The sequence below is a fragment of the Dryocola baronae genome (genome assembly GCF_051297175.1).
In the GTDB taxonomy this organism is placed as follows: Bacteria; Pseudomonadota; Gammaproteobacteria; order Enterobacterales; family Enterobacteriaceae; genus Dryocola.
Window position 1 is genome coordinate 3,824,288 of sequence record NZ_JBINNY010000001.1, and the last position, 23,956, is coordinate 3,848,243.

Annotated in this window: 22 protein-coding genes; 11 read left to right on the plus strand and 11 right to left on the minus strand. The window is 53.0% G+C overall.

Annotation, left to right across the window (positions count from 1 at the left end):
* Positions 1–139: 139 nt before the first annotated feature.
* The 4 genes from ACSPHG_RS18155 to ACSPHG_RS18170 are packed head-to-tail and all read left to right on the plus strand — an operon-like array spanning position 140 to position 3,450.
* Positions 140–1,177, plus strand: coding sequence for an isopenicillin N synthase family dioxygenase (locus ACSPHG_RS18155; RefSeq protein ID WP_435954877.1), 1,038 nt, complete (start codon positions 140–142; stop codon positions 1,175–1,177).
* Between the two features lie 19 nt (positions 1,178–1,196).
* Positions 1,197–2,006, plus strand: a complete 810-nt coding sequence (locus ACSPHG_RS18160; RefSeq protein ID WP_435954878.1) for a MetQ/NlpA family ABC transporter substrate-binding protein — start codon at positions 1,197–1,199, stop codon at positions 2,004–2,006.
* Complete coding sequence (locus tag ACSPHG_RS18165) at positions 2,003–2,794, plus strand: methionine ABC transporter ATP-binding protein (protein ID WP_435954879.1); 792 nt, start codon at positions 2,003–2,005, stop codon at positions 2,792–2,794. Before ACSPHG_RS18160 ends, ACSPHG_RS18165 begins: the two co-directional genes overlap by 4 nt.
* Positions 2,779–3,450 carry a methionine ABC transporter permease gene (locus ACSPHG_RS18170; RefSeq protein ID WP_435954880.1) on the plus strand — a complete coding sequence of 224 codons (672 nt, stop codon included), beginning with the start codon at positions 2,779–2,781 and terminating at the stop codon, positions 3,448–3,450. Before ACSPHG_RS18165 ends, ACSPHG_RS18170 begins: the two co-directional genes overlap by 16 nt.
* Positions 3,451–3,749: 299 nt before the next feature.
* On the opposite strand, the gene ACSPHG_RS18175 is transcribed toward ACSPHG_RS18170, so the two are convergent.
* The gene (locus ACSPHG_RS18175; RefSeq protein ID WP_435954881.1) at positions 3,750–5,120 is read right to left on the minus strand and encodes a PTS transporter subunit EIIC; all 1,371 of its coding nucleotides are present in this window, start codon (positions 5,118–5,120) and stop codon (positions 3,750–3,752) included.
* Positions 5,121–5,423: 303 nt separating this feature from the next.
* On the opposite strand from ACSPHG_RS18175, the gene ACSPHG_RS18180 reads away from it, so the two are divergent.
* Positions 5,424–6,623, plus strand: a complete 1,200-nt coding sequence (locus tag ACSPHG_RS18180) for an enolase C-terminal domain-like protein (protein ID WP_435954882.1) — start codon at positions 5,424–5,426, stop codon at positions 6,621–6,623.
* Here the strand turns inward: ACSPHG_RS18180 and ACSPHG_RS18185 are convergent.
* Entirely contained in the window at positions 6,611–7,333 is a 723-nt protein-coding gene (locus ACSPHG_RS18185; RefSeq protein ID WP_435954883.1) for a GntR family transcriptional regulator, read from the minus strand. The two genes, ACSPHG_RS18180 and ACSPHG_RS18185, sit on opposite strands and share 13 nt — an antisense overlap.
* Positions 7,334–7,459: 126 nt before the next feature.
* Here ACSPHG_RS18185 and ACSPHG_RS18190 point away from each other — a divergent pair, with 126 nt between their 5' ends.
* Entirely contained in the window at positions 7,460–9,040 is a 1,581-nt protein-coding gene (locus ACSPHG_RS18190) for an EAL domain-containing protein (RefSeq protein ID WP_435954884.1), read from the plus strand.
* On the opposite strand, the gene norR is transcribed toward ACSPHG_RS18190, so the two are convergent.
* Positions 9,014–10,540: a nitric oxide reductase transcriptional regulator NorR gene (gene norR / locus ACSPHG_RS18195; protein ID WP_435954885.1), complete on the minus strand. Its 1,527-nt coding sequence runs from the start codon at positions 10,538–10,540 to the stop codon at positions 9,014–9,016. The genes ACSPHG_RS18190 and norR overlap by 27 nt on opposite strands.
* A 298-nt stretch (positions 10,541–10,838) precedes the next feature.
* Between norR and norV the strand changes: the two genes are divergently transcribed.
* Both norV and norW read left to right on the plus strand, forming a co-directional pair.
* On the plus strand, positions 10,839–12,284 hold the full coding sequence (norV, locus tag ACSPHG_RS18200; RefSeq protein WP_435954886.1) for an anaerobic nitric oxide reductase flavorubredoxin: 1,446 nt from the start codon (positions 10,839–10,841) through the stop codon (positions 12,282–12,284).
* A complete protein-coding gene (norW, locus tag ACSPHG_RS18205; protein WP_435954887.1) occupies positions 12,281–13,414 on the plus strand; it encodes an NADH:flavorubredoxin reductase NorW in 1,134 nt (377 codons plus the stop codon). The genes norV and norW overlap by 4 nt, the downstream gene beginning before the upstream one ends.
* A 92-nt stretch (positions 13,415–13,506) precedes the next feature.
* Here the strand turns inward: norW and ACSPHG_RS18210 are convergent, their stop codons facing one another.
* The 3 genes from ACSPHG_RS18210 to yczE all read right to left on the minus strand — a co-directional run bounded on the left by ACSPHG_RS18210 (position 13,507) and on the right by yczE (position 15,461).
* On the minus strand, positions 13,507–13,860 hold the full coding sequence (locus ACSPHG_RS18210) for a DUF1428 domain-containing protein (RefSeq protein ID WP_435954888.1): 354 nt from the start codon (positions 13,858–13,860) through the stop codon (positions 13,507–13,509).
* A gap of 96 nt (positions 13,861–13,956) precedes the next feature.
* Positions 13,957–14,775, minus strand: a complete 819-nt coding sequence (locus ACSPHG_RS18215) for a GNAT family N-acetyltransferase (protein ID WP_435954889.1) — start codon at positions 14,773–14,775, stop codon at positions 13,957–13,959.
* A 71-nt stretch (positions 14,776–14,846) separates the two neighbouring features.
* Complete coding sequence (gene yczE / locus ACSPHG_RS18220) at positions 14,847–15,461, minus strand: membrane protein YczE (RefSeq protein WP_435956058.1); 615 nt, start codon at positions 15,459–15,461, stop codon at positions 14,847–14,849.
* A gap of 89 nt (positions 15,462–15,550) precedes the next feature.
* Here yczE and yczR point away from each other — a divergent pair, with 89 nt between their 5' ends.
* Positions 15,551–16,981 (plus strand): MocR-like transcription factor YczR, encoded by a 1,431-nt coding sequence (gene yczR / locus ACSPHG_RS18225; RefSeq protein WP_435954890.1) that lies wholly within the window; start codon positions 15,551–15,553, stop codon positions 16,979–16,981.
* Positions 16,982–17,243: 262 nt separating this feature from the next.
* Here yczR and ACSPHG_RS18230 read toward each other — a convergent pair whose 3' ends face one another.
* From ACSPHG_RS18230 to ACSPHG_RS18245, 4 genes are all read right to left on the minus strand, one after another.
* On the minus strand, positions 17,244–17,471 hold the full coding sequence (locus ACSPHG_RS18230; RefSeq protein WP_024183738.1) for a DUF2188 domain-containing protein: 228 nt from the start codon (positions 17,469–17,471) through the stop codon (positions 17,244–17,246).
* Positions 17,472–17,687: 216 nt separating this feature from the next.
* Entirely contained in the window at positions 17,688–18,308 is a 621-nt protein-coding gene (locus ACSPHG_RS18235) for a recombinase family protein (RefSeq protein ID WP_032181884.1), read from the minus strand.
* Between the two features lie 445 nt (positions 18,309–18,753).
* Positions 18,754–19,521 (minus strand): hypothetical protein, encoded by a 768-nt coding sequence (locus tag ACSPHG_RS18240; RefSeq protein ID WP_435954891.1) that lies wholly within the window; start codon positions 19,519–19,521, stop codon positions 18,754–18,756.
* Between the two features lie 32 nt (positions 19,522–19,553).
* On the minus strand, positions 19,554–19,802 hold the full coding sequence (locus tag ACSPHG_RS18245; RefSeq protein ID WP_435954892.1) for a helix-turn-helix domain-containing protein: 249 nt from the start codon (positions 19,800–19,802) through the stop codon (positions 19,554–19,556).
* A gap of 102 nt (positions 19,803–19,904) precedes the next feature.
* Between ACSPHG_RS18245 and ACSPHG_RS18250 the strand changes: the two genes are divergently transcribed.
* Entirely contained in the window at positions 19,905–20,519 is a 615-nt protein-coding gene (locus ACSPHG_RS18250) for an XRE family transcriptional regulator (protein ID WP_435954893.1), read from the plus strand.
* A 338-nt stretch (positions 20,520–20,857) separates the two neighbouring features.
* Positions 20,858–22,048 carry a hypothetical protein gene (locus tag ACSPHG_RS18255; RefSeq protein WP_408557702.1) on the plus strand — a complete coding sequence of 397 codons (1,191 nt, stop codon included), beginning with the start codon at positions 20,858–20,860 and terminating at the stop codon, positions 22,046–22,048.
* 682 nt (positions 22,049–22,730) lie between these two features.
* Here the strand turns inward: ACSPHG_RS18255 and ACSPHG_RS18260 are convergent.
* Entirely contained in the window at positions 22,731–23,204 is a 474-nt protein-coding gene (locus ACSPHG_RS18260; protein ID WP_435954894.1) for a hypothetical protein, read from the minus strand.
* Between the last annotated feature and the right edge of the window lie 752 nt (positions 23,205–23,956).

Here is a 23,956-nt window from a genome sequence, read left to right on the forward strand (position 1 = left end):
CGCGAAGCCCTTACGGCAATGTTAAATCCATGAGCCGAACGCTCCTTCACCTACAGGGGAAACACCATGATGCAGCGCTGTTGTTGTGCCAAATCGTCAGACCGCGAAACCAAACTACCTGAATTACCTGGAGCTACCCATGAGCACAACCCACAGCACGGCGCTGCCGATACTCGACCTCTCACAGCTTAACGGCACCGCAACCGATCGCGCCGCGTTCCTCGGCCAGCTGCGCCATGCCGCGCGGGAAATCGGCTTTTTCTATCTGATCAATCACGGCGTCAGCCCTGAACTGCAGCAGGCGGTACAGGATGAAGCGCGCCGCTTCTTCGCCCTCCCCGATGCCGAAAAACAAAAAGTCGCCATGATCCACTCGCCGCATTTCCGTGGCTACAACCGTGCCGCCAGCGAATTAACGCGCGGCAAGCCGGACTGGCGCGAACAGTTTGATTTAGGTGCGGAACGCCCCGCTTTGCCCTCAGGCAACGGTGAGCCGGGCTGGCATCGTTTACAGGGGCCAAACCTGTGGCCGCAAGCGCTCCCGGAACTGAAGCCCACGCTTTTACAGTTCCAGCGCGAAATGACCGCCGTCGCCCTGAAGCTGTTGCGCACCTTCGCCGAAGCGCTGGAGCTGCCCACCGACAGCTTCGACCCGCTTTACGGCAGCAGGCCGAACGAACACATCAAGCTGATTCGCTATCCGGGGCAGCAGTCCACGGTTGGCGACCAGGGCGTCGGGGCGCACAAAGATTCCGGCTTCCTGAGCTTCCTGCTTCAGGACCAGCAAAAGGGGTTGCAGGTAGAGGTCACGCCGGATAACTGGGTCGACGCCGTGCCGCTGCCCGGCAGCTTTGTGGTGAACATCGGCGAACTGCTGGAGCTTGCGACCAACGGCTACCTGCGCGCCACCGTGCACCGCGTCGTTTCCCCGCCGTCGAACGCCGAACGCCTGTCCATCGCATTCTTCCTCGGCGCGCAGCTTGACGCCGTCGTGCCGATTTACGCCCTGCCGCCCGAGCTTGCCCGCGAAGCGCTCGGCCCGGAAAGCGACCCGCGTAACCCGCTGCTGCGCGACGTGGGCTGGAACTACCTGAAAGGCCGCCTGCGCTCCCATCCGGACGTGGCGGAACGTTATTACCCGGACGTGCTGCGTAACAGCGCAGAATTAATCGCTTAAAACTAATAAGGAATAACCCATGAAACGTGCCTCTTTTAAACTGGCAGGCGTTGCGCTGTCCTTGACTCTGGCCTTCAACGCCCACGCGGCCGAAACGTTACGCATTGCCGCCGACCCGGTGCCGCACGCGGAAATCCTCGCCTTCGTGCAGAAGCTCGACCCGAATCTGAAGCTGAAAATCGTTGAGCTAAGCAACGGCGTTAACGCCAACGAGCTGCTGGCAAACGGCGACGTGGACGCCAACTACTTCCAGCACGTGCCCTATTTACGCGATCAGGAAAAAGCGCTGGGTAAAACCTTTAGCGTCGCCGCCACCGTGCATATCGAGCCGCTGGGGATCTATTCTCACAAATACAAAGACCTGAAGTCGGTGCCGGAAAACGCCACCGTTGCGGTGCCAAACAACGTCACCAACCTAAGCCGTGCGCTGTACCTGTTGCAGGACAAAGGGCTGATTACGCTCAAGCCGGAATTTAAAGACGCGGCCACCAACCAGGCCACGCCGAAAGATATCGCCAGCAATCCGAAGCACCTGAAAATCGTGGAGGTGGAATCCCCGCAGATCCCCCGCTCGCTTGACGATGTGGATCTGGGCGTGATCAACGGTAACTACGCGCTGGAAGCGGGCTTAACGCCTGCGAAGGACGCGCTAGGCCTGGAAAGCGCCACGCATAACCCGTACGCCAATATTCTGGTAACCAACCCGGATCTCGCCAACGACCCGCGCATCAAAGAGCTGGCGAAAGACCTTGAGTCTCCGCAGGTGGCCGAATACATCCGTAAGCAGTTCAACGGCTCGGTCATTCCGGTGGCAGCGCCGCAGTCATGATTACCCTTGAGCGGCTGAGCAAAGTGTATGCCGGAGAAGGCCAACCGGCGCTGGACAACATCTCCCTGAGCGTGCCCGACGGCGCAATCTACGGCATTCTCGGGCGCAGCGGCGCCGGGAAAAGCACCTTGATTCGCTGTCTCAACCTGCTGGAGCGGCCCACCTCGGGCCGCATCATCATGAACGGCAAAGATATCACCACGCTCAGCCAACGCGAGCTGCGCCAGCACCGCCAGCGCACCGGCATGGTGTTTCAGCATTTCAACCTGATTCACGCCCGAAACGTGGCGGACAACATCGCCGTACCGCTGGAAATAGCCGGTCAGCCACGGCCCGAGCGTGAAAAACGCGTCGCGGAACTGCTCGAACTCGTTGGCCTGTCCGACAAAGCCCGGGCGTTTCCGTCGCAGCTTTCGGGCGGGCAAAAACAGCGCGTCGGCATCGCCCGTGCGCTGGCCGCGCATCCCGATATTCTGCTGTGCGATGAGGCCACCAGCGCGCTGGACCCGGAAACCACCGCCTCGGTGCTGGCGCTACTGGCGGACATCAACCGCAAGCTCGGCCTGACCATCGTGCTCATCACCCACCAGCTGGAGGTCGTGAAAGCCATTTGCGATCACGCCGCGCTGCTGGAAAAAGGCAGGCTGATAGAGGGCGGGCCGCTGTCCGAGCTGCTGGTTAATCCCGCTTCCAGGCTGCGCGGCGCGCTGCTGCCCGACCGGGAAGCGGAACGGGCATTTTTACGCCGACACGGGGTCGAAGGAGTACAGTTATGCGAAGTCGCCTAGCCTGGGAAGACCTTTGGCCGCTGCTGCTGGACGGCACCCTCGACACGCTTTACATGGTTGGCCTGGCGGCGCTGTTCACGGTGATTATCGGCCTGCCGCTTGGCGTGCTGTTGTTTATCACCCGCCAGGGCGGCGTCCTGCCCGCACCGCGCACCAGCCAAATTCTTGGCAGCATCGTTAACGTTGGCCGTTCGCTGCCGTTTATCGTGCTGCTGATCGCGCTGATTCCCCTGACCCGCATCATCGTCGGCACCACGCTTGGCAGCACCGCGGCCGTGGTTCCTATTACCATCGGCGCGTTTCCGTTCTTTGCCCGCGTGGTGGAAAGCGCGCTCGACGAGGTGGACAAAGGCCGCATTGAGGCGATTCTGTCGATGGGCGGCAACGCCTGGCATGTGATAAGCAAAGTGCTGCTGCCCGAAGCGCTGCCCGCCTTGCTGGCAGGTATCACGCTCACGGTGGTGATGCTGATTGGCTTTTCTTCGATGGCGGGCGTTATCGGCGGCGGCGGGCTGGGTGACCTGGCGATTCGCTACGGCTACCAGCGGTTCAATAACCAGGTGATGGTCGGCACCGTCGTGATTTTGGTCGTGATGGTGCAGCTGGTACAAAGCGTCGGCGACCGGCTGGTTAGACGGCTTGCACACCGCAGATAAGCGGTTAGACAGAAAATGCCGGGTGGCGGCTAACGCCTTACCCGGCCTACAAAACCGAAGCCGCAGGGCGGATAAGCGAAAGTGCCATCCGCCATTTATCACCCCTTACCCGGCCTACAAAACCAAAGCCGCAGGGCGGATAAGCGAAAGCGTCATCCGCCATTTATCACCCCTTACCCACCTACAAAACCGAAGCCGTAGGGCGGATAAGCGAAAGCGTCATCCGCCATTTATCACGCCTTACCCGGCCTACAAAACCGAAGCCGTAGGGCGGATAAGCGCAGCGCCATCCGCCATTTTCACACCTTCTCCCGCACCAGCAGCGTCGTCAGCGTAAACGACAGAACCAACGCCAGCGCCACGCCCATCAGCGCAAACACGAAGTACGGCCCGATATACGCCGGCAGGCTAAAGATGCTCGACAGAATGTAGCCGTACAGGCGCACGCCGAAGAACGCGATAAACGCCGATGCCAGAGAGCTTGCGACGGTCGCGGCGATAAAGGCCTTTTTATAGCGCGTCAGTACGCCAAACAGCGCCGGTTCGGTAATGCCCAGCAGCGCGGAAATCCCCGCCGACAGCACAACCGAGCGGTCCTCGCGCGACCGGCTCTGCCGCCAAATTGCAAACGTCGCCCCGGCAATCGCCATGTTCGCCATAAACATCATCGGCATCAGCATGTCGTAGCCACGGTCGGTGAAGTTTTGCAGCGCGATGGGCGTCATGGCGTGGTGCATACCGGTCAAAATCGCCACCGGGCGAATCGCCCCGACCACCAGCCCGGCAAAGCTTGCCGATACGCCAAACAGCCCTTCGATAAACCACGCCAGGCCTTTGCCGAGATAAATCCCCAGCGGGCCGATGACCACCAGCGCCACCAGCGCTGCCAGGAACAGGGTTAACGTCGGCGTAAAGACCGTTTTCAGCACGTCCGGCATGATGCTGTCCACCCAGCGATGGATGTAGCTCAGCGCCAGCACCGAGAAGATCACCGGGATCACGCTTGAGGCGTAGTTGAACACGGAAACCGGAATCACGTTCAGGAAGTAGAACGCGTCAACCGCATCCGGCGCGTGCCCGGCCAGCGCTTTTGCCGCCTCGATAAGCGAGGGATACATAAAACAGGCGGCAACCGCTGCGGCCAGATATTCGTTAGTTTTGAAGATCCGCGCGGCGGAGATCGCAAGGAAGAACGGCAGGAAATAAAACACGCCGCTGGCGATAAGGTCGATGACGATCACCGTGTCGCTTTTGGCGGAGATAACCTTAAGCGCGATAAGCCCGGCCAGCAGGCCTTTGATCATCCCCGCGCCGGCAATCGCGGGCACAATCGGCCCGAACACGCCGGACACCGTGTCCATAAATAGGGAAATCAGGCTCTTACGCTCTTTTTTCTTCTCGGACGCGGCTTCGGAATGCAAAGGAGAACCCAGCGCGGCGGAAAGCTGTTCATACCAGCTATTTACCTGCGGGCCGATAATAATCTGAAACTGATCGCTTTGAATCTGCGCCCCTAAAATACCCGGCAGCTTTTTAATTTCTGGCTGATCGATTTTGCTTTCATCAATAACGTCAAAGCGCAGGCGCGTCATACAGTGCCAGACTTTATTAATATTATCGGCCCCGCCGACCAGGCGGATAATATTAGTGATGGCTTCACGAGTCCCCATTAAATACTCCGGATTGTGTGTTTATTGTTATGTGCTGCATAGCTGAGATGGTAGAGAAACGCCGCATACAAAACAAACCAATAAAATTTGAAGCGCATCACAATTAAGCCCTGCAAAGCCCATTAAACGCAGCAATAACCTAAATTGGTCTGGTTTTTAACGCATAACGCCGCTATTTCCTGACCAATAAAAATTATTAAAAAAAGCGTTTACCCGCACCTAAAAATAAGGTGATAGTAAATAAAGAAAACCCGTTGAATGATGAACAACCGGCCTGATTTTTACGGCTTGTGGAGTTATCTCGTGCTACCGACGCTAATTGAAAATATCGAATGCTTTATTACTAAACCCGACCGCCACAACCTGGTGACGGTGCGCGTCACCACCAACAAAGGCGTAACCGGCCTCGGCTGTGCCACCTTCCAGCAGCGCCCGCTGGCGGTCAAAACCATGGTCGATGAATACCTCAGTCCGCTGCTGCTTGGCCGGGATGCGAACAACATCGAAGACCTGTGGCAGATGATGACCGTCAACGCCTACTGGCGCAACGGCCCGGTGATGAACAACGCCATCGCGGGCGTGGACATGGCGCTGTGGGATATCAAAGGCCAGCTGGCGAATATGCCGCTCTACCAGCTGTTCGGCGGCAAATCGAAAGACGCGATTGCGGTCTACAGCCACGCGGCGAGCGAAACGCTCGACGGGCTGTATGTGGAAGTGGATAAGCTGCTAGAGCAGGGCTATCGCTATATCCGCTGCCAGCTCGGCTTTTACGGCGGCACGCCGCAGGGGCTACACGCCACCAAAAACCCGACGCCGGGCGCCTACTACGATCAGGATGAATACATGGCGAATACCGTCGCCATGTTCAAAGCCCTGCGCGAAAAGTACGGCAATCGCTTCCACATCCTGCACGACGTCCACGAACGCCTGTTCCCGCAGCAGGCCATTCAGCTGGCGAAGGCGCTTGAACCTTACCAGCCGTGGTTCCTTGAGGATATTCTGCCGCCGCAGCACGGCGCCTGGCTTGAGCAGGTGCGCGCCCACTCGTCGGTGCCGCTGGCGATGGGCGAGCTGTTTAACAACCCGGCGGAATGGCACGATCTTATCGTCAACCGCCGCATTGATTTCATCCGCTGCCACGTCTCGCAGATTGGCGGCATTACCCCGGCGCTGAAGCTGGCGGTTCTATGCCAGGCCTTTGGCGTGCGGCTGGCGTGGCACGGCCCGCCGGACATGACGCCTGTCGCCGTAGCGGTGAATACCCATCTGAACATTCACCTGCACAACGCGGCGATTCAGGAATTCATCCCCAATAAGCCGAACACCGAGGCGGTGTTTCCCGGCGCGCCCGCCGCCGAGCAGGGCTACATGTATCCGCTTGAAAAAGCGGGCATCGGCGTCGGCTTCGACCAGCAGAAAGCCGAGAGCTTCCCGGTGGAATATCGCCCGCACGAGTGGACGCAAAGCCGCCTGCCCAACGGCGCGATTCACACGCCCTGATTGCCTTTGCGAAACGCCAGGCTGTCATGGTTGAAGGGAATCACGTAGGTGCAGGAGTAGTTGATATCGACGATCTCGCTGATTTCAAACACCCGGCCGCCTTCCAGAATGCCCCGGTTGATGATGCGCATCGCCGGGCTGCCCTTTTTACACTCCAGCAGTGCGGCCTGCTCTTTGCTGACGCTGACCGCCTGATAGCTGGTCAGCAGGTGCGAAATACGATAGCCCTTGCCGAGCACGTACTGCTGAATAGACTGCTCGATAACCTGCTGGTTAAGATCGGGAAAATCCTTCACCGGCATCCTTGAAATCTCAATCTGCACCTTCTGGCTATCCACGTAGCGCAGGCGGCAAAACTGCCAGATAAAATCATCTTTTCCCAGGCCGAACACCTGCTGTTCTTCCCGGTCGGGCAGTTTCTTGTGCAGGCTGACCATGCGAAACGCTATCTGATCGAAGCGCTTTTCGGTGATCGAGTTGTACACCAGCGGGTTATTCCGCGCCCGCTGGTTAATCCAGATCCCCGATCCCTGCACGATATCGACCACGCCGATGCTCACCAGCTTTTCCAGCGCCTGGCGAATGGTAAAACGAGAAACGCCGTACTCTTCAGCCAGCTGTCGCTCGGGCGGCAACTTGCGCAGCTCCGCCCCGCTTTGCTGATAGATTTTGCTGAGCAAATCCTGGGTCACAAACTCTTTTTTCTTCATGCCGTATAAAACTCACTCACCGGGTTTCATGCGTTGAAACATATCATCCGCCGTGGGGCTGAGCTAGACTTGGCTTAAGTGCTGAAAATAATAAAAAAACCACTCTTTCTTTTTAGGCGACTCAAGATGGCAAACAGAAAAATTGTCGGCCTGGTTAACGGCGTGCTGATCCTGGCGGTGTTGGTCCCTATTCTGCTGAGCGTTTACCTTGCGCACCGCAATGCCACGCAGGTATTTCATGACGAACTTGGCCACTACGCCGACCGGGCGCTGATCCGCACCGGCCGGGTTATCGATCAGGCCACCAGCGCAATTACCGATATCAATCAGTTCACGTTCGATACCTGTACGCTTGCACATCTACACGCCATGCGCGGCACCGCGCTGAGGTATCGCTACGTTAAAGAGGTGCTGTTTCAGAAAAACGATACGATTCTCTGCTCCTCCCTCGAGGAGTTCGGCGGGGGCGAAGCCATCGGCAAGCCCGACAGCGTCGGCAAAGAAGGCTACAGCGCCTGGTACGTCAACACCACCGACCTGGGCTTTAAAAGGCCGATGATCTATATCGGCAAAGGTTCGCACATCACCGCCATCGATCCGCTGTCGTTCATCGACGTGATCCCGTATAGCGGCCGCTCGATCAATATCGCGATGATCGGCCTGAACAGCGGGCTGGTTATCGCCACCAACAGCCCTCTTCCGCAGCAAATCTGGAAAGGCCCGCTGGCAAGGGGGCTGACTGAATTTCAGTATCAGGGTTCTGCCTACGTTATCCGCCGTGAAAAAAACCTTGGCCTCGCGATGATCGCCTGGGCGTCGCTTGCGCCGCTCAGCCAGGCCTGGTATCAGCAGCTGCTTATCTGGCTGCCGATTGGCATGGCCGCGAGCCTTGCCGCAGGATGGTACATCACGCGCGTGCTGCGCAGGCTCCAGTCCCCGCGCGCCCGCATCGCCGACGCCATTAAAAATGATGAATTCACCGTGGTGTACCAGCCGATTGTCAATTTGCAAAACGGCGAAAGCGTCGGCGCGGAGGTGCTGCTGCGCTGGATGCAGCCGGACGGCACCTGGCTCAGCCCGGATATTTTCATTCCGCTGGCCGAAGAAAATGGCCTGATTACGCCTATCACCGAGCAGGTCATCGGTAAACTCTTTAGCGAGCTGGGCGACTGGCTGCATAGCCACCCGAATCACCATATTTCGGTTAATCTCGCCCCCTGCGACCTACGCGACAGCCACGTCCTGGAGGTGATTCGCCCGTATCTGGCGCGCTATTTTGTGAAGCCCGAGCAGATTGCCTTTGAAATTACCGAGCGGGGATTCTCCGACCCGAAAGTTACCGGGCCTGTGATCGCGCAGTTCCGCGAGGCGGGCCATCCGCTGTACATCGACGATTTCGGCACCGGCTATTCCAGCCTCAGCTATCTGGAAAAACTGGACGTGGACGTGCTGAAAATCGACAAATCCTTCGTTGACGCGCTGGAGTACATGAAGGTGACGCCGCACATCATCGAAATGGCAAAAACGCTCAATATCGCGATGGTGGCGGAAGGCATCGAAACGGCGGCCAGGCCGCGTGGCTACGCAGCCAAGGCGTGCAGTACGGGCAAGGCTGGCTCTACAGCAAGGCGCTGCCTAAGAAGGAATTTATCGAGTGGATTGCCCGTAACCGCGCCATCGCTAGCTAACGTCTTTCTTCACCCCTAAACGTTTCGCCAGGCGGTGCAAATTCGCCACGTCGAGCTGCAACTGCCGGGCGGTGGACGCCCACTTCCCGCCGTTGGCGTTCAGCGTTTGCAGGATAATTTGCCGCTGGAAGTCGTCGGTTGCGGCGCGCAGGTTTTCCACCTCCGGCACCGCCTTCGTCCCAACGGGAGCTGTTTTTGGCAGCGCGTCGGCCAGTTGGAAATGGTTGGGTTGCAGCAGCAGTTCGCCTTCCGGGTGCCCGGCTCGCGCCAGTACGATAGCGCGATAAATCGCGTGTTCCAGCTCGCGGATGTTCCCCGGCCAGTCGTAGCGGCGCAGTAAATCCCGCGCGCCGTCGCTTAATACGACCTGCCTGAGGTCCATTTTTACCCGGCTTTGCTCGCAGAAAAAACCGGCCAGTAGCGTGATGTCGTCGCCACGCTCGCGCAGAGGCGGGACGTGCAGCGGGAAAACGCTCAGGCGGTGGAACAGGTCGGCGCGAAACTGCCCTTCCAGCACCTGCTGCTTCAGGTCACGATTGGTTGCCGCCAGCACGCGCACGTTGACCCGCTGGCTGCTGTCGTCCCCTACCCGCTGGATATCGCCGTACTGCAACACGCGCAGCAGCTTGGCCTGTAGCGTCAGCGGCAGCTCGCCGATTTCATCGAGAAACAGCGTGCCGTTATCGGCCATTTCAAACTTCCCGGTGCGGTGGTGGATAGCGCCGGTAAATGCCCCTTTGACGTGACCAAACAGCTCGCTTTCCGCCACGCTTTCCGGCAGGGCCGCGCAGTTGAGATACACCAGCGGGTTGGCCGCCCGCGCCGATCCGCCGTGAATCGCCCGCGCCACCAGCTCTTTGCCGACGCCGGTTTCGCCGGTGATAAGCACATTCAGATCCGATCCCGCGACAATGTCGATCTCCTTTTTGAGCTGTTCGATCCCCGTTGAAAGCCCAACCATTTCCGACCCGCTGGCCATCGCGGTAACGGGCACGGCCGCCGCCGCTGGCGTCTGGTTTTCAAGCTGCTCCATCAGCAGGGCGTTATTGAGCGCCCCCGCCGCCAACACGCTGATTAAGCGCAGCTCTTCGTCGCTGAAGTGGTCGAACTGCGCCGGGTCCATGCCGTCGACGGTCAGGGCGCCGATCAGGTTCTGGTCGGCAAACAGCGGCAGGCCGAGGCAGGCGTGCACCTTCAAATCGCCGTGCTGCGGGATCAGGCCGTCGTAGGGGTCGGGCAGCTCGCTGTCCGCCGGGAAGCGCACCACGTCACCGGCGCGGGCTATCGCCTCAAGGCGGGGATGCGCGTCCAGCGCAAAACGCCGCCCGAGCACGTCCTCTGCCAGGCCGTCGATGGCTAACGGGCGGAACTGACGCGCCTCGTAGCGCAGCAGCGCCGTGGCATCACCGCCCAAAAGCTGGCGCAGGGTGCGAATAAGACGGGCAAAACGATCCTGATGGCTGATGCCGCTTTGCAGGTCGATGGCGATATTGGCGAGAGAGGTGATGGACAGGCTCATGGTCAGGCTCCTAAAAGGAATAAACAAGCCTACTCGCGGATAGTCAAAATGACAAACACAAAGTCATTAAGACTATTTTTAGGGTTGTCATTTTGACAGTAAAAATAACGAGATAAATACATAAAGTCATTTAAAACATATAGATAAAAAGTTGGCACGCGAATTGTAATAGGAATAGCACAAAGTCCTTCGTAGGGCGGGTAAGCAAAGCGCCACCCGCCAACCATCAAGGTGGATGGCGCTGCGCTTATCCACCCTACGCGGGGCACACGACTTGTCACATTTATCGAGGTTCAAAATGGCTATTCTGGTTAAAAACAACATTCAGTGGGTTGGGCAACGTGACTGGGAAGTGCGCGATTTTCACGGTACCGAATATAAAACGCTGCGCGGCAGCAGCTATAACAGCTACCTGATCCGCGAAGAAAAAACCGTGCTGATCGATACCGTCGATCACAAGTTTAGCCGCGAGTTCGTGCAGAACCTGGCGCGCGAAATCGATCTCAGCACGCTCGACTACATCATCATCAACCACGCGGAAGAAGACCACGCGGGCGCGCTGTCCGAGCTGATGTCACACATTCCGAATACGCCGATCTACTGCACCGCCAACGGCATCGATTCCATTAACGGCCACCATCATCACCCGGAGTGGAACTTCCACGTGGTGAAAACCGGCGACAGCCTGGACATCGGCAACGGCAAGCAGCTGATCTTCGTTGAAACCCCAATGCTCCACTGGCCGGACAGCATGATGACCTACATGACCGGCGACGCGGTGCTGTTCAGCAACGACGCCTTCGGCCAGCACTACTGCGACGAGCACCTGTTCAACGACGAGGTAGATCAGGGCGAGCTGTTCGAGCAGTGCCAGCGCTACTACGCCAATATCCTCACGCCGTTCAGCCGCCTGGTGACGCCGAAAATCACCGAGATCTTAGGCTTCAACCTGCCGGTCGATATGATCGCTACCTCCCACGGCGTGGTCTGGCGCGACAACCCAACGCAGATCGTCGAGCTGTACCTGAAGTGGGCGGCGGATTATCAGGAAGACCGCATCACGCTGTTCTACGACACCATGTCCAACAACACCCGCATGATGGCGGACGCCATCGCACAGGGCATTACCGAAGTCGATCCGCGCGTGGCGGTGAAAATTTTCAACGTGGCGCGCAGCGATAAAAACGAAATCCTCACCAACGTTTTCCGTTCTAAGGGCGTGCTGGTCGGCACCTCTACCATGAACAACGTGATGATGCCGAAAATCGCCGGTCTGGTGGAAGAGATAACCGGCCTGCGCTTTCGCAATAAGCGCGCCAGCGCCTTTGGCTCCCACGGCTGGAGCGGCGGCGCGGTAGACCGCCTGTCCACCCGTCTGCAGGACGCCGGTTTCGAAATGTCGCTGAGCCTGAAGGCCAAATGGCGCCCGGACGGCGATGCGCTGGAGCTGTGCCGCGCCCACGGTCGCGAAATCGCCCGCCGGTGGGCGTTAACCCCGCTGCCTGCCGCCGCCTCTGCGGTTGAAGCACAGCAGGAAACGGTGGCCGAAGTGACAACCTGCGCCGATCTCGGCCCGCGCATGCAGTGCAGCGTCTGCCAGTGGATTTACGACCCGGCAACCGGCGAACCGATGCAGGACGTGCAGCCCGGCACCGCCTGGAGCGACGTGCCCGATACCTTCCTGTGCCCGGAATGCTCATTGGGTAAGGACGTATTTGACGTGCTGGCAACGGAGGCAAAATGAACGCAGGCATCGTGATTATCGGCTCGGGCTTCGCCGCCCGCCAGCTGGTGAAAAACATCCGCAAGCAGAACGGCGCGGTGCCCATCCGCATGATTGCCGCCGACAGCATGGACGAGTACAACAAGCCCGATCTCAGCCACGTCATCAGCCTGAATCAGCGGGCGGATGAGATGACCCGGCAGCGCGCCGGGGAGTTCGCCGAGCAGTTCAACCTGACGCTGCACGCCAATAGCTGGGTGTCGGATATTGATACCGACCGTCGCCTGGTGAAATGCGGCGAACGGCAGTGGGCCTATGACAAACTGGTGCTGGCGACCGGCTCAAGCGCGGTGCTGCCGCCGATTGCCGGGCGCGAGCTGATGCTGACGCTCAACAGCCAGCAGGAGTATCTCGCCTGTGAGTCCCAGCTTCGCGACGCACGTCGGGTAATGATCCTCGGCGGCGGCCTGATCGGCAGCGAGCTGGCGATGGACTTCTGCCGCGCGGGCAAGCAGGTCGTCGTGGTGGATAACTCCGCCAGCCTGCTCGCCTCGCTGATGCCCGCCGAGGTGAGCAGCCGCCTCCAGCATCGTTTAAACCAGATGGGCGTGGAGCTGCTGTTCAACCAGCGGCTGGAATCGCTGACCAAAACGCCGCAGGGGATTAGCGCCGCGCTGAGCAACGGGCGGATGCTGGGCGTGGATGCGGTAGTTGCGGCCATCGGCCTGCGTCCGAACGTCGGGCTGGCCCAGCACGCCGGGCTCGCGGTAAACCGGGGGATCGTGGTTAATCGTCAGCTGCAAACTTCGGGCGCGAACGTCTATGCGCTGGGCGACTGCGCGGAGATCGACGGCAAAGTTTTGCCGTTCCTGCAGCCGATTCAGTTCAGCGCCATGACGCTCGCTAAAAACCTGCTCGGCGCGCAGGACGGCCTGTCGCTGCCGGCCATGCTGGTGAAGGTGAAAACGCCCGAGCTGCCGCTGCACCTCGCGGGCGAAACCCAGCGCGCCGATTTAAGCTGGCACATCACCGCCGAGCCGCAGGGGCTAATTGCGAAGGGCTACGATGAGGCCCAGCGGCTCAAAGCCTTTATCGTCAGCGAGGCGCATATGAAGCTGGCGTTTGGGCTGCTGCGGGAGCTGGTGCTGTAGGCAGGTTCGGTGGATGGCGCTAGCGCTTATACACCCTACAAATCATCCGGAGCCGTAGGTCGGGTAAGCGTAGCGCCACCCGACATTTATATCTACTCCTCCAACAACGGCACAAACCCGCCGTAAATCATTCGCTTTCCGTCAAAAGGCATTGAACTACCGAACTCTTTCATGCGAGGGTCGGACATCAGCTTCGCGTTCGCCTCGTCGCGCACCTCTTTGGACGGATATTCAATCCAGCTAAAGACAACCTCTTCGTCCTCTTCGGCTTTTACGGCCATGCGGAAATCCGTCTGCTTGCCGTCGGGCACATCATCGGCCCAGCATTCCACGACGCGCAGCGCGCCAAATTCCTTGAACAGCGGAGCCGCTTTCGCAGCCATCTGTCGGTAAGCTTCTTTATTCGCGGCGGGAACCGCCACCACAAAACCATCGACATAATTCATTGTTGACCTCCACGGGATGGGAAGCACGGGCAGATAGTTTCCGCCCGTGATGATTACGCCAGATAAGTGTAGCGGTTAGGGCGGCATACTGCCCGTTTACAGCTTGAGCAGCATTTCATACTGCATGATGGGGTCCTGCCGGTAGCCGCAGCTCAGGTACAGCGGCGCAACCTGCTCGGGAACGGAGCCTGCGGTGGAAAGCCCGGGGAAACGCTCGTGGAGCAGCGTCAGCAGCTTTTTCGCGTGGCCTTTGCCGCGCGCGGCGGTGTCGACGTAAAGCATGCGCAGCTTGGGCTGCTCGCCGGGGATCACCATCGCGTAGGCTACGTCGTCGAGCACGTAGGCTTTGCCCGGGAGCTTGTAAAGCGTTTCCGCCGCGCTCAGCCAGGGCAACCGCAGGCGGCCGTCGGTCATCATTTTTTTCGCCATGACGAGCGGGTCGATTTCCAGCAGCTCGCCGGTCGGGCGAAACAGCGTGGAACCCGTGGCGTGAAAGCCGACCAGCGTTTGCTGAACGCTGAAGCCCATGCGTTTGTAGAGCGCGAGGCCGCTTTCGTTGCCGACAATCACCTCTAGCCACATTTGCCTGTCGCCCCGCTCGCGCGCGTCGTCAATCAGCTGCTGGATGAACAGCCTGCCGTAGCCCTGCCCGCGCAGCTCTGGGCGAATGGCGAAAGCCGCCAGACGGCTGGTTTGCCCACGGCGCGTAATTACCGCCAGCGCTTTTGGCTCGCCGTCCTGCACCCAGACTTTGCTGCCGTTCAGGCTGATATCCTCGGCGCTAAAGCGGGTGGCAAAGGCTTCGCCGTCGATGGTAAAAGGCACCAGATAGCCTTCAAAACAGTGGGAAAGAATGTGGGCGAGCTGGTGGCTGCTCCAGCGTGATGCCGCCTGGCTGATTACGGTTGTCTGCATTGTTTCCTCGCTCTATTTAGGACCGATCCCTGCGCCCAGAAACCATAGCAGCCCGCGGAAAACATTGCGACCTAAGGCACCACGGTCGGCTCAGCGAGCGGCTTTTCCCGGCGGGCCGCAATGCGGAACCACGGCAGGCAAAGCTGGATCAGCGGGCCGATTGCCAGCGCGTAGAGCACGGTGCCGACGCCCAAAGTGCCGCCCATCGCCCAGCCGGCCAACAGCACGGTGACTTCGATGGCGGTACGCACGCTGCGCACCGACCAGCCGGTGCGGGCGTTGATGCCGGTCATCAGGCCGTCGCGCGGGCCGGAGCCGAAGCCCGCGCCGATGTACATGCCGGTCGCGATAGCGTTAACCACCACGGCGGACAGCAGCAGAACGCTGCGCGCCACCAGCGATTCCAGCGGCGGCATCAGCGCCAGCGCCGCGTCTGCCGCAAGCCCGAGCACAATAACGTTACTGATGGTGCCAAGGCCGGGCCGCTGGCGCAGAGGAATCCACAGCAGCAGCACCAGCACGCCGACCAGAATCATCACCATGCCGATATTCATCGAGAAGATTTTCGCCACGCCGAGGTGAAAAACGTTCCACGGATCGGCACCGAGATCGGCGCGGACGAACATCGCCGTTGAGACGCCGTAGAGCACCAGTCCGATATAAAGCTGTATTAAGCGACGAGCCAACATTTTCTCACTCCGGTCATTCGTAATGGCTATACTCTCGGTCAAAATGGACTGAATATTAAGGTCCAGTTATCACAAAGTGGACTGCTATGAACCAGCGTAGAACGGGCACCGCCTCGCTTATTAAACTTCTTGGGCACTGGCACCAGGCGCTGACGCGCACGCCGGTCTATCGACAGCTCGCCGACGGCCTGCGCCTGCTGATCCAGGACGGCAGACTGCCGCTGGATACCCGCCTGCCGGGCGAGCGGGAGCTTGCAGCCGCGCTTGGCGTCAGCAGAACGACGGTCGCCGCCGCTCTGGCCCTGCTGCGTGAAGAGGGTTACCTGCTGAGCCGCCACGGTTCAGGGTCGATAACCATGCTGCCGGACGGGCCGACTTCCGTCTCGCCTCTGCCCGGCGCGGCCCCGGTGCTGGATCTGTCAACCGCCGCGCTGACCGCAGGGCCGGAAATCCATCGGGCCTATACCAGCGCGCTGATGGCGCTGCCCGAGCATCTTGGATCTACCGGTTACGATCAGCACGGCCTGCCCGAGTTAAGAGAGGTCATCGCCCGCCGCTATGCCGCGCGCGGCCTGCCGACAATGGCGGAACAGATTATGGTGGTGAACGGCGCGGTCAGCGGCTTTGGGCTGATTTTACGGCTGCTGAGCGGCCCGGGCGACCGTGTGGTCATCGATCATCCCACCTACCCGATGGCGCTGGCGGCGATCAAAGGCGCGTCGTGCCGCCCGGTATCCGTTAGCCTGCCGGAACAGGGCTGGGATACGGATGGCCTGGCCGCCACTATCGCCCAGACCGCCCCCCGCCTCGCCTACCTCATTCCAGATTTTCACAACCCCACCGGGCGCTGCATGGACGCCGCAACGCGGGCGGCGGTGGTCGAGATTGCCGAACGAACCCGCACGACCATCGTGGTGGATGAAACGATGGTGGACCTGTGGTTTGACGCGCCTCCCCCGCCGCCGCTCGCCGCGTTTGGCGAGGCGGATACCGTGATAACGCTGGGGTCGGCCGGGAAAAGCTTTTGGGGCGGGCTGCGGCTCGGCTGGATCCGGGCGTCATCAAGAACCATCGCCTCGCTGATTCAGGTGCGCAACTCGCTGGATTTAGGCTCGCCGGTGCTTGAACAGCTGGCGGCGATAAATCTGTTTAACGAAGCGGAATCTTTCTTACCGCAGCGCCGCAAAACGCTGCGGGAATACAAAGACGCCTGCGCGGCGGCGGTTGATGAAATCTTCCCCGACTGGCGAATCACCGGCGAGCCGCAGGGCGGCCTGTCCCTGTGGATCGAGCTGCCGAAGCCGCTGGCCACCGTCTTTGCCGCCAGCGCCGAAGCCATCGGTATTCGCATTGGCGCAGGCCCGCGTTTTGGCACCGACGGCGCTTTCGAACGCTATTTAAGACTGCCGTTTACGCTTGAGCCTGCACAAATGCGGCACGCGCTGGAACGCCTGAAGCCGATATGGGATCGCGTAGCGCAGAATCGCGGCTATGTGGGTCAAAGGATGGTGGTATAGGGCTGGGGGATTTTGGGTACGTCTGAATTGGGTGGGGGCCCTGCCATCAGCCATTAGTACTAAATTGTGTTGGTTAATCAATTGGTTATAGTGGTAGTACTACAACAGTACTGTACCACTCTCGATAGTACCGTCCAGCACAAAATCTTGCAAGTTAACGTGCCGTCAGGGTTGGGGACATGACATGTACTTTTCGAAATTTATAGTGTCGGAAGTGCTCACCCGATGTACATAAAAAAGGGGCGACAAGCCCCTTATTCAGTTACTTCTTATCCTTTGGTGGACAAGGATCGTTACCATGAGAATCTTTTTTTGCGATCCTGCCATCCTTGTTATGGATCACAAGCTCACTTTTTTGATTTGTAGCAATCCCTCTTGCAGCGTCCACCGCAGATTGCTTTGTTGAGTGAACGGAGGTCGCTTTACTGTTTCCTGCCCCCTTAACAGCCCAACCTCCATCATGAGGAACAACATGCTGATCTTTACCCATTATCGAACCCTCTATTTCCATGGAAACATCAGCATATAGCGGCAAAACAAACCACTCAATACCACATATTGTGTTTAAATTGATTTTCCTCACAAAAGTGGGTAGATATCGAAAGGATTCGTTCACTACGAAATTGTAAGTACCCTTCCTTAACCCTATACCGCTATATTCGTTAACAATCTGGCAGTGCTGGCTTACTCTGCCCTTTATTACCCACTATTCTTCTGTAATGGATGAGTTTTTAGCTACCTTTGCGATAGTAGCCCTTGAACAACCGATCAAAGCCTGAATTTTGCTCCAGCTTTTACCGTCAGAAAGTAGTTCCTGTACTTTATGATGCAAGCTCTCATCGACTGGACGACCACGATACTTTTTCTCTCTCTTGGCCTTTTCAATACCCTGCTTTTGTCGTCTGCGGCGATCTTCATAGTCCTTGCGACTGATTGCCGCCAGCATATCGAGCATCATAGAATTCATTGCTTCAAACATACGAGCGGTGAACTCATCCTGAACATGCAAAAGCTGATGGCTCGTAGGCAAATCTAACGATACAACCCTGATCCCTTTAGATTCGATGAGTCCTCGTAAGGTTTTCCAGTCCTCTGCGGTAAGTCGGCTTATACGATCTATTTGCTCACAGAGCAGAATATCGCCACGTTCCGCGATATCTAAGAGTAAAAACAATTGAGGCCGCTGTAGACTTGCACCTGATTCATTTTCCTTAAAGTACTTTGATATTTTCAGATCATGTGAATGAGCAAATGCCTCTAACTCTATCAATGCTCTATCCGCATCTTGCTCTTTCGTCGATGCTCTTAGATATGCCCATACACGCATGACAATCACCATCAGTCTGTTTTATATGGTTCATTATACACAGTCTGTTTTAGGTTGTAAAATCCATTTAATGAACCATTTTGAATGAAGATCTGTGCAGGTCTGCTTGAGGTATACCCAAAAAGATATTTTTGATCGTGCGTTTTTTAGTCAACATAAAGTTGGTGAAAAGTTCAGTACTGAGATCTGAGCACACGGCATTTAGTCGGTGGAGTTGAACCTGATCAGGTCAACGAGATTTTAAATCGTTCAGAAAAATACTGGCTGTACTTTTTCCTGAGTAAAAGATTACTTAAACTTTTTTGTCAGAAAATGGGATGACTGGGATTTTATTATTTTGTGAACTAAAGGCAAGTACCTTAGCGGCATCTTCATTTATGCATACACAAGACCGCTTTCGCGGCCTTGAAGAGAATATGATAACTCACATATACAGTAGATATAATTATGATTTTCTAATGGAAATAAAATATCCAGCCTGCGTTTTTTGAGTTAAGTACTCATTTCCTTCTATTATTTCATGTGCTATTCCATTTTTTTCTGATTTATCCATAAAGTCTACCAGTTTATATGTAGCATTTATTCTCATGGAACGCATAATCTCGCGTAACAGTGGAATGCTGTCATAACTATCATTAGGAATGATTACAGAGATATAGTTAACCCCAGATGTTTTATTGTTAACCAATAAAACCATCATTATATTACCATTTATTTTATAAAGATATGCATCCCTTTTATTAGTGTAAGAAAACTGATCTTTCAAGTCTGGTTGAAAACTTACAGATGACAGCTCACTCATAAATGAATCAAATCTAACATTCATATCTTTTTCACCATCAGGCATAAACTTATTATTAAATGTATTATCAAGCCGATGGTCTAATACTATTTCTGGTGTTGATGAAACAGTAGATTCTATAGTGTTGGTAGGTTTTATTGCATTAGTATTAGTATTAGTATTAGTATTAGTATTAGTATTAGTATTAGTATTAGTATTAGTATTAGTATTAGTAGATACATTATCTGCACCTGAATAAAAAACAGGCACAGCAATTAACATTGCAATAATAAAAACACCAACACCTGACGATATCGACGTTAAAAATGTTCTAAATTTACCTTGAGATTTGTTGCTACATCGTTTAGAAACCTGTTTATAGCAAAACACCGAAATAGCTACACACACAATTATTATTAACAGACCAGTCATATAACTCCCTTAATGTTGAAATTGTCTTATCACTAATATCTTTCAGGCCAAATGACATGTACAGCCACATCTATATAATCGGCAATGATCTTTTCTCCTTTAGGCCAATGCCGTTCAAGTGCGTTATACAACGTTCTTTCATGTAGTCCGTTTTCCCTTGAAAGTTGTGCTAATGATCCTCCTCGTTTCTTGATAGCTGCAAGTATGTCCGCCCGATGCCAGTTCTCAGTACTGGCATTTTTATCCCTTATCTGAGATTCTAACTGATTGTGAATACTCATAATGACCACTCATTACTAACATTGAGAACATGATTGATCATTAAAAAGAATTCGTCAAATAAAAATAAGGAACAAAGTTCCTTTTAATGTGGTGGGTTGTACATGGCTGGCAAAAAAGAAAGCATTGAACGGTTCAGCGAAAGGCTAAAATCGATAGTACCTTCTGGCTCAGGGCGAGATTTCGCCAAAAAAGCAGGCATTGGCTACAGTACTTTCCACAACTATCTACAAGCTGTATCAAGTCCTACGCTTGAGAATCTTGTACTTCTGGCAAAAGCTGGTGGCGTGTCGGTTGAATGGCTGGCGACTGGAAAAGAGTTTTCAAATTCGGCAAACACAGACCAAGCCGAAGAACTGTTGAAAATTCCTTTTATTGATGGTGATAATTTCCTTTTACTGGATTCAGGTGCTTTCCCCGATTTACAGGAAAAGGCCAAGTCTCTTGCTGCATTACGGGTCAGTACAGATGTAATGGCACCAACATTCTTAGTTGGCAGCATTTTGCTTATTGATCAGCATCATAAGCAGCTAAAAGACGGAAAAGTGGTAGCATTCCACAAGGAAGGAAACTACTTGTACAAGCGAGTTCAGATAGTGCCAGATGGATACAATTTAAGCAGTGATAACCCCAAATACTGTGCGATGCTCGTCAATCAGGATTCACTATCTTCCTTTGACGTCCTAGGGGAAGTGCTAGTAGTACTGAACCATCTGTAGTTTTACGCTCTCAGTGTATTTCTGAGGCATTTTCTGACAGGTTCGATACCTGAGTACTGTTTTGAGCTACTTCCACTTCAAGTGGCTTCCAGTGCTTTTGTCCGAAACGCCATCATGAAGGGGGATTAATCGGATCGGAGTCGCTTCGCTCTGGTCAGTACTGGAAGGGTTAACTTATCTGGCGAGGGAAGATGAAATTGCCAGGCTTTATGAAGATGGTTAGTTTTGTGAACAAGAAGAACTCCAGTTTTTTAATACAAGAGCTTGAACGTTGTGATTGGCTATCAGTATACTAAAAAATTTTATAGAACTCTTATATCGTATTTGAGCAACCAATCATGAAAAAAAGCAAAATTGATATTGATAAATTAGTATATTTAGATCAAAGGATAGTAGTTAATGAGTTTCAACAGAAAACAAGCATAACTAAAAAAGATAGAGATTTTACATTATGGGTTGATATTAACAACATCAAACCAATTGATTTATACTGTTATCTTCAAGTTAGATTTGGTAAGCCAAACGGATTACAAAACCTTTTTAGAGCTGATGATTCAGATAACCTCATTCATTGGGATTATATGCTTGATTATGAAGGTTATCGCATTCATATTATGTGCATGACGTACCGTATAGAGATTCATAAATCAATAGACTTTCAGGATCAAAAGGTTGCAAAAGATCAGTTCATAAATGATTTAAAAAGTGATTTTAAAAATTATGGAAAGCAAATATCACAATATCGAACTACAATAGAAACATGGCATTTATTCATCAATCCATTCAAAAGAATCAAGACAGCGATTGATTCTAACCTCACTGAATTAGAAGAATTAAAAATCGCCAATATAAAACACCCTGATTTCAAAAAACTCAACAATAAAATAAAAAAAGAAATGGATATAGTCGGGGCTAAATTTTCCAAAGCTAACACTTTAGGTATAAACATATCTCTAACGTTACCTATATATGCTGAAGCTTTTATTAACTTTATAATTTTCACATTAGCAAAAACAAAAGCTAATGAAGATAGAGAAGAATATGAAAAATACATACGAAGCCCCATAAATGAACGTGTCAAAAATCTACATTTAAAGTGTAATGGCTTCCATTGTGCAGTGGATTATACCAATAATGCGTCCTGTAAAGAATTCCAATCAGTTATGAACATTAGAAATGAAATGCTGCATGGTAATGTTAATCCCAATACCAATCACTTCGATACTGTCTACTTTGAAGGTAAAGTACCTCTTTTCGCAAAATTTACAAGCCTTGCATTTGATTCCTATTTAGCATCACAAACCGGAATTGAGTTTGAGACCCTTTTGAAACGGTACGAGAGTGTACAAAATTTCATATCTTACATTTTAACTTGTATGGAGATACCTGTAGCAAATCAGATTATCATTATGTTAGATGAACCCTTTCCGGGATGGAATCCTAAGACGCACAGGTTAGGTAAGCTATTTGCTGATAAAGCCGTTGATTTTCAGGTTGATATAGGTAAAAAAATAAAAGTTATTTATTGAGTAGGCCCGAAAAATAAAAGTCCCAATAGGGGCTTCTTCTCTTGACACTTTCTTGTAGCTATCGTTTACCAGGTGCTTTTATGTTTTACATTCTATTTGTGTAAGTTTAGCCCACTTACCTTTCGGGACACTCTGACCAGTCTTCTGGTTCACGCCACACCCACACCTTAAATAAACCTACCTATAGTGGGTGGCCGTGACTTCGCGGCTACTCACGAATACTTTACCAGTACTTAGAAAATAATTTTGTGAGGCTTTAACAGCCGAACACCCCGACCAGGGAGTTTACGACCGCGTAGGTACTCACGAAGACTTTAGGCCACAGGCCGACCTAAAAACACTTTGAGTACTTCATTTGTCAGTACTGTTATCTGTCTGAGCGAGAGCGAGTAAGGGCTTTGGCGTTCTTTCGAGTACTGGCGAGAAAAACGCGAAGTTACGATCTAATATTTGGTTTTTATAGAGCCTAACGAGCAAAGCGAGTTAGGCTCTTTAGAGACTGAATATTAGTAAGACAAATACATTTAAAATATCAGGTAAAGGTAATATTATATTAAGTTACGGCTATTCATTTTATTAAATAAATCACGCATAACCCACTGATTTTATTGAGTTTTTCCTGCATAACAATTCACTATTAACCATAATAACCGTATTTTCCAGCTTTATGTTATGGTTATAGTTACGGTTTATCAATGGTTCGTAGATATGCTATTAGAACTTTTGCTGAGGCTTTACTGTTCAATAGTTCCTGTACTGCATTCTGCTGTTCGTCAGTCAATGGCTTACCAGGTACTGCTTTCTTTAATCCACATAACATACCACCCTCTTCTACAAACTTATCCAGTGCAATAGCAACTACGGTACAGGCTAATTTGTACTTCTCGATAGACGATAGGCTTGTTGTTGTCTTCTTCATCTGATTCGCACGGGTTAGGCTTAGATAATACTCTACTTGTGCCTTAGAAAGTTCTGTAGCGTGTTTGACAATGTAGAAGACATCGTTAACAGGTATCTTATACTTACCAAGAGACTTACACTCTTGAATAGTTTGATTGATAATAATCGTTGCTTCTGATGTCAGACCAATATAAGAGACACATTTTAGTGCTTCCTCTAACTTTTTATTGTCATAAATCTTTTCTTTTTTTGCCAATATATATCCCTATGAAAGATGTTAATTGATTTAGCCTAATGTATCCCAAGTACTCAGAATTTTTATTTCAAAAAAATGAGGGGATTATACTCCGCGTACCTTCTTGAACCATTCACTATACTCTGGAACTTTATTTTTGCGTAGATTGCTAATGAAATGTTTATCACAGTTTACTTTTAGTACATTACAAATTCTTGCACTTGTCATATCACTTAGGATGATGTTTTCATACTGTGAGTATGTTAACTGAATGAATTGTACTTTCTCTTTCTTTCGTACTGACTTATTCAATGAACTTCTATTAGTTCTGATTTTATTTTTGGTATGTATTTTACCGTTTTTCTTTGGCATTTTGTTACTCCTCTAAATTAAAATTCATCGCATGGTTAACCTCCTACGGCTGATGTTTTTGTTCAAGTGAACATATGTTAACGGACAGGCTTGATCCAATCAAGGAATATTTGAATTTTTTTATTGACAATGGAATTAACATATGATTAGGGAAGTGATTTGTCAATTTTAGGAGTATTTTTGTACTTTTTTACTAATACATTCATTAATTATTTCAAATGTACTTTGTACTTTTGTACTTTTGTACTTTTGTACTTTTGTACTTTTGTACTTTTGTACTTTTGTACTTTTGTACTTTTGTACTTTTGTACTTTTGTACTTTCCAAGTGGTACGGAAATTTATACAACAGTACGATCCAATGGAATACTGAACTATTATAGATAAAAAAATATATAATCAG

Excerpts from the sequence above, each read along its gene's own strand:
- ACSPHG_RS18155 (WP_435954877.1), top strand. The coding sequence starts at position 140 with ATGAGCACAACCCACAGCACGGCGCTGCCGATACTCGACCTCTCACAG.
- ACSPHG_RS18160 (WP_435954878.1), top strand. The coding sequence starts at position 1,197 with ATGAAACGTGCCTCTTTTAAACTGGCAGGCGTTGCGCTGTCCTTGACT.
- ACSPHG_RS18165 (WP_435954879.1), top strand. The coding sequence starts at position 2,003 with ATGATTACCCTTGAGCGGCTGAGCAAAGTGTATGCCGGAGAAGGCCAA.
- ACSPHG_RS18170 (WP_435954880.1), top strand. The coding sequence starts at position 2,779 with ATGCGAAGTCGCCTAGCCTGGGAAGACCTTTGGCCGCTGCTGCTGGAC.
- ACSPHG_RS18175 (WP_435954881.1), bottom strand. The coding sequence starts at position 5,120 with ATGGGGACTCGTGAAGCCATCACTAATATTATCCGCCTGGTCGGCGGG.
- ACSPHG_RS18185 (WP_435954883.1), bottom strand. The coding sequence starts at position 7,333 with ATGAAGAAAAAAGAGTTTGTGACCCAGGATTTGCTCAGCAAAATCTAT.
- ACSPHG_RS18190 (WP_435954884.1), top strand. The coding sequence starts at position 7,460 with ATGGCAAACAGAAAAATTGTCGGCCTGGTTAACGGCGTGCTGATCCTG.
- norR (WP_435954885.1), bottom strand. The coding sequence starts at position 10,540 with ATGAGCCTGTCCATCACCTCTCTCGCCAATATCGCCATCGACCTGCAA.
- norV (WP_435954886.1), top strand. The coding sequence starts at position 10,839 with ATGGCTATTCTGGTTAAAAACAACATTCAGTGGGTTGGGCAACGTGAC.
- norW (WP_435954887.1), top strand. The coding sequence starts at position 12,281 with ATGAACGCAGGCATCGTGATTATCGGCTCGGGCTTCGCCGCCCGCCAG.
- ACSPHG_RS18210 (WP_435954888.1), bottom strand. The coding sequence starts at position 13,860 with ATGAATTATGTCGATGGTTTTGTGGTGGCGGTTCCCGCCGCGAATAAA.
- ACSPHG_RS18215 (WP_435954889.1), bottom strand. The coding sequence starts at position 14,775 with ATGCAGACAACCGTAATCAGCCAGGCGGCATCACGCTGGAGCAGCCAC.
- yczR (WP_435954890.1), top strand. The coding sequence starts at position 15,551 with ATGAACCAGCGTAGAACGGGCACCGCCTCGCTTATTAAACTTCTTGGG.
- ACSPHG_RS18230 (WP_024183738.1), bottom strand. The coding sequence starts at position 17,471 with ATGGGTAAAGATCAGCATGTTGTTCCTCATGATGGAGGTTGGGCTGTT.
- ACSPHG_RS18235 (WP_032181884.1), bottom strand. The coding sequence starts at position 18,308 with ATGCGTGTATGGGCATATCTAAGAGCATCGACGAAAGAGCAAGATGCG.
- ACSPHG_RS18240 (WP_435954891.1), bottom strand. The coding sequence starts at position 19,521 with ATGACTGGTCTGTTAATAATAATTGTGTGTGTAGCTATTTCGGTGTTT.
- ACSPHG_RS18245 (WP_435954892.1), bottom strand. The coding sequence starts at position 19,802 with ATGAGTATTCACAATCAGTTAGAATCTCAGATAAGGGATAAAAATGCC.
- ACSPHG_RS18250 (WP_435954893.1), top strand. The coding sequence starts at position 19,905 with ATGGCTGGCAAAAAAGAAAGCATTGAACGGTTCAGCGAAAGGCTAAAA.
- ACSPHG_RS18255 (WP_408557702.1), top strand. The coding sequence starts at position 20,858 with ATGAAAAAAAGCAAAATTGATATTGATAAATTAGTATATTTAGATCAA.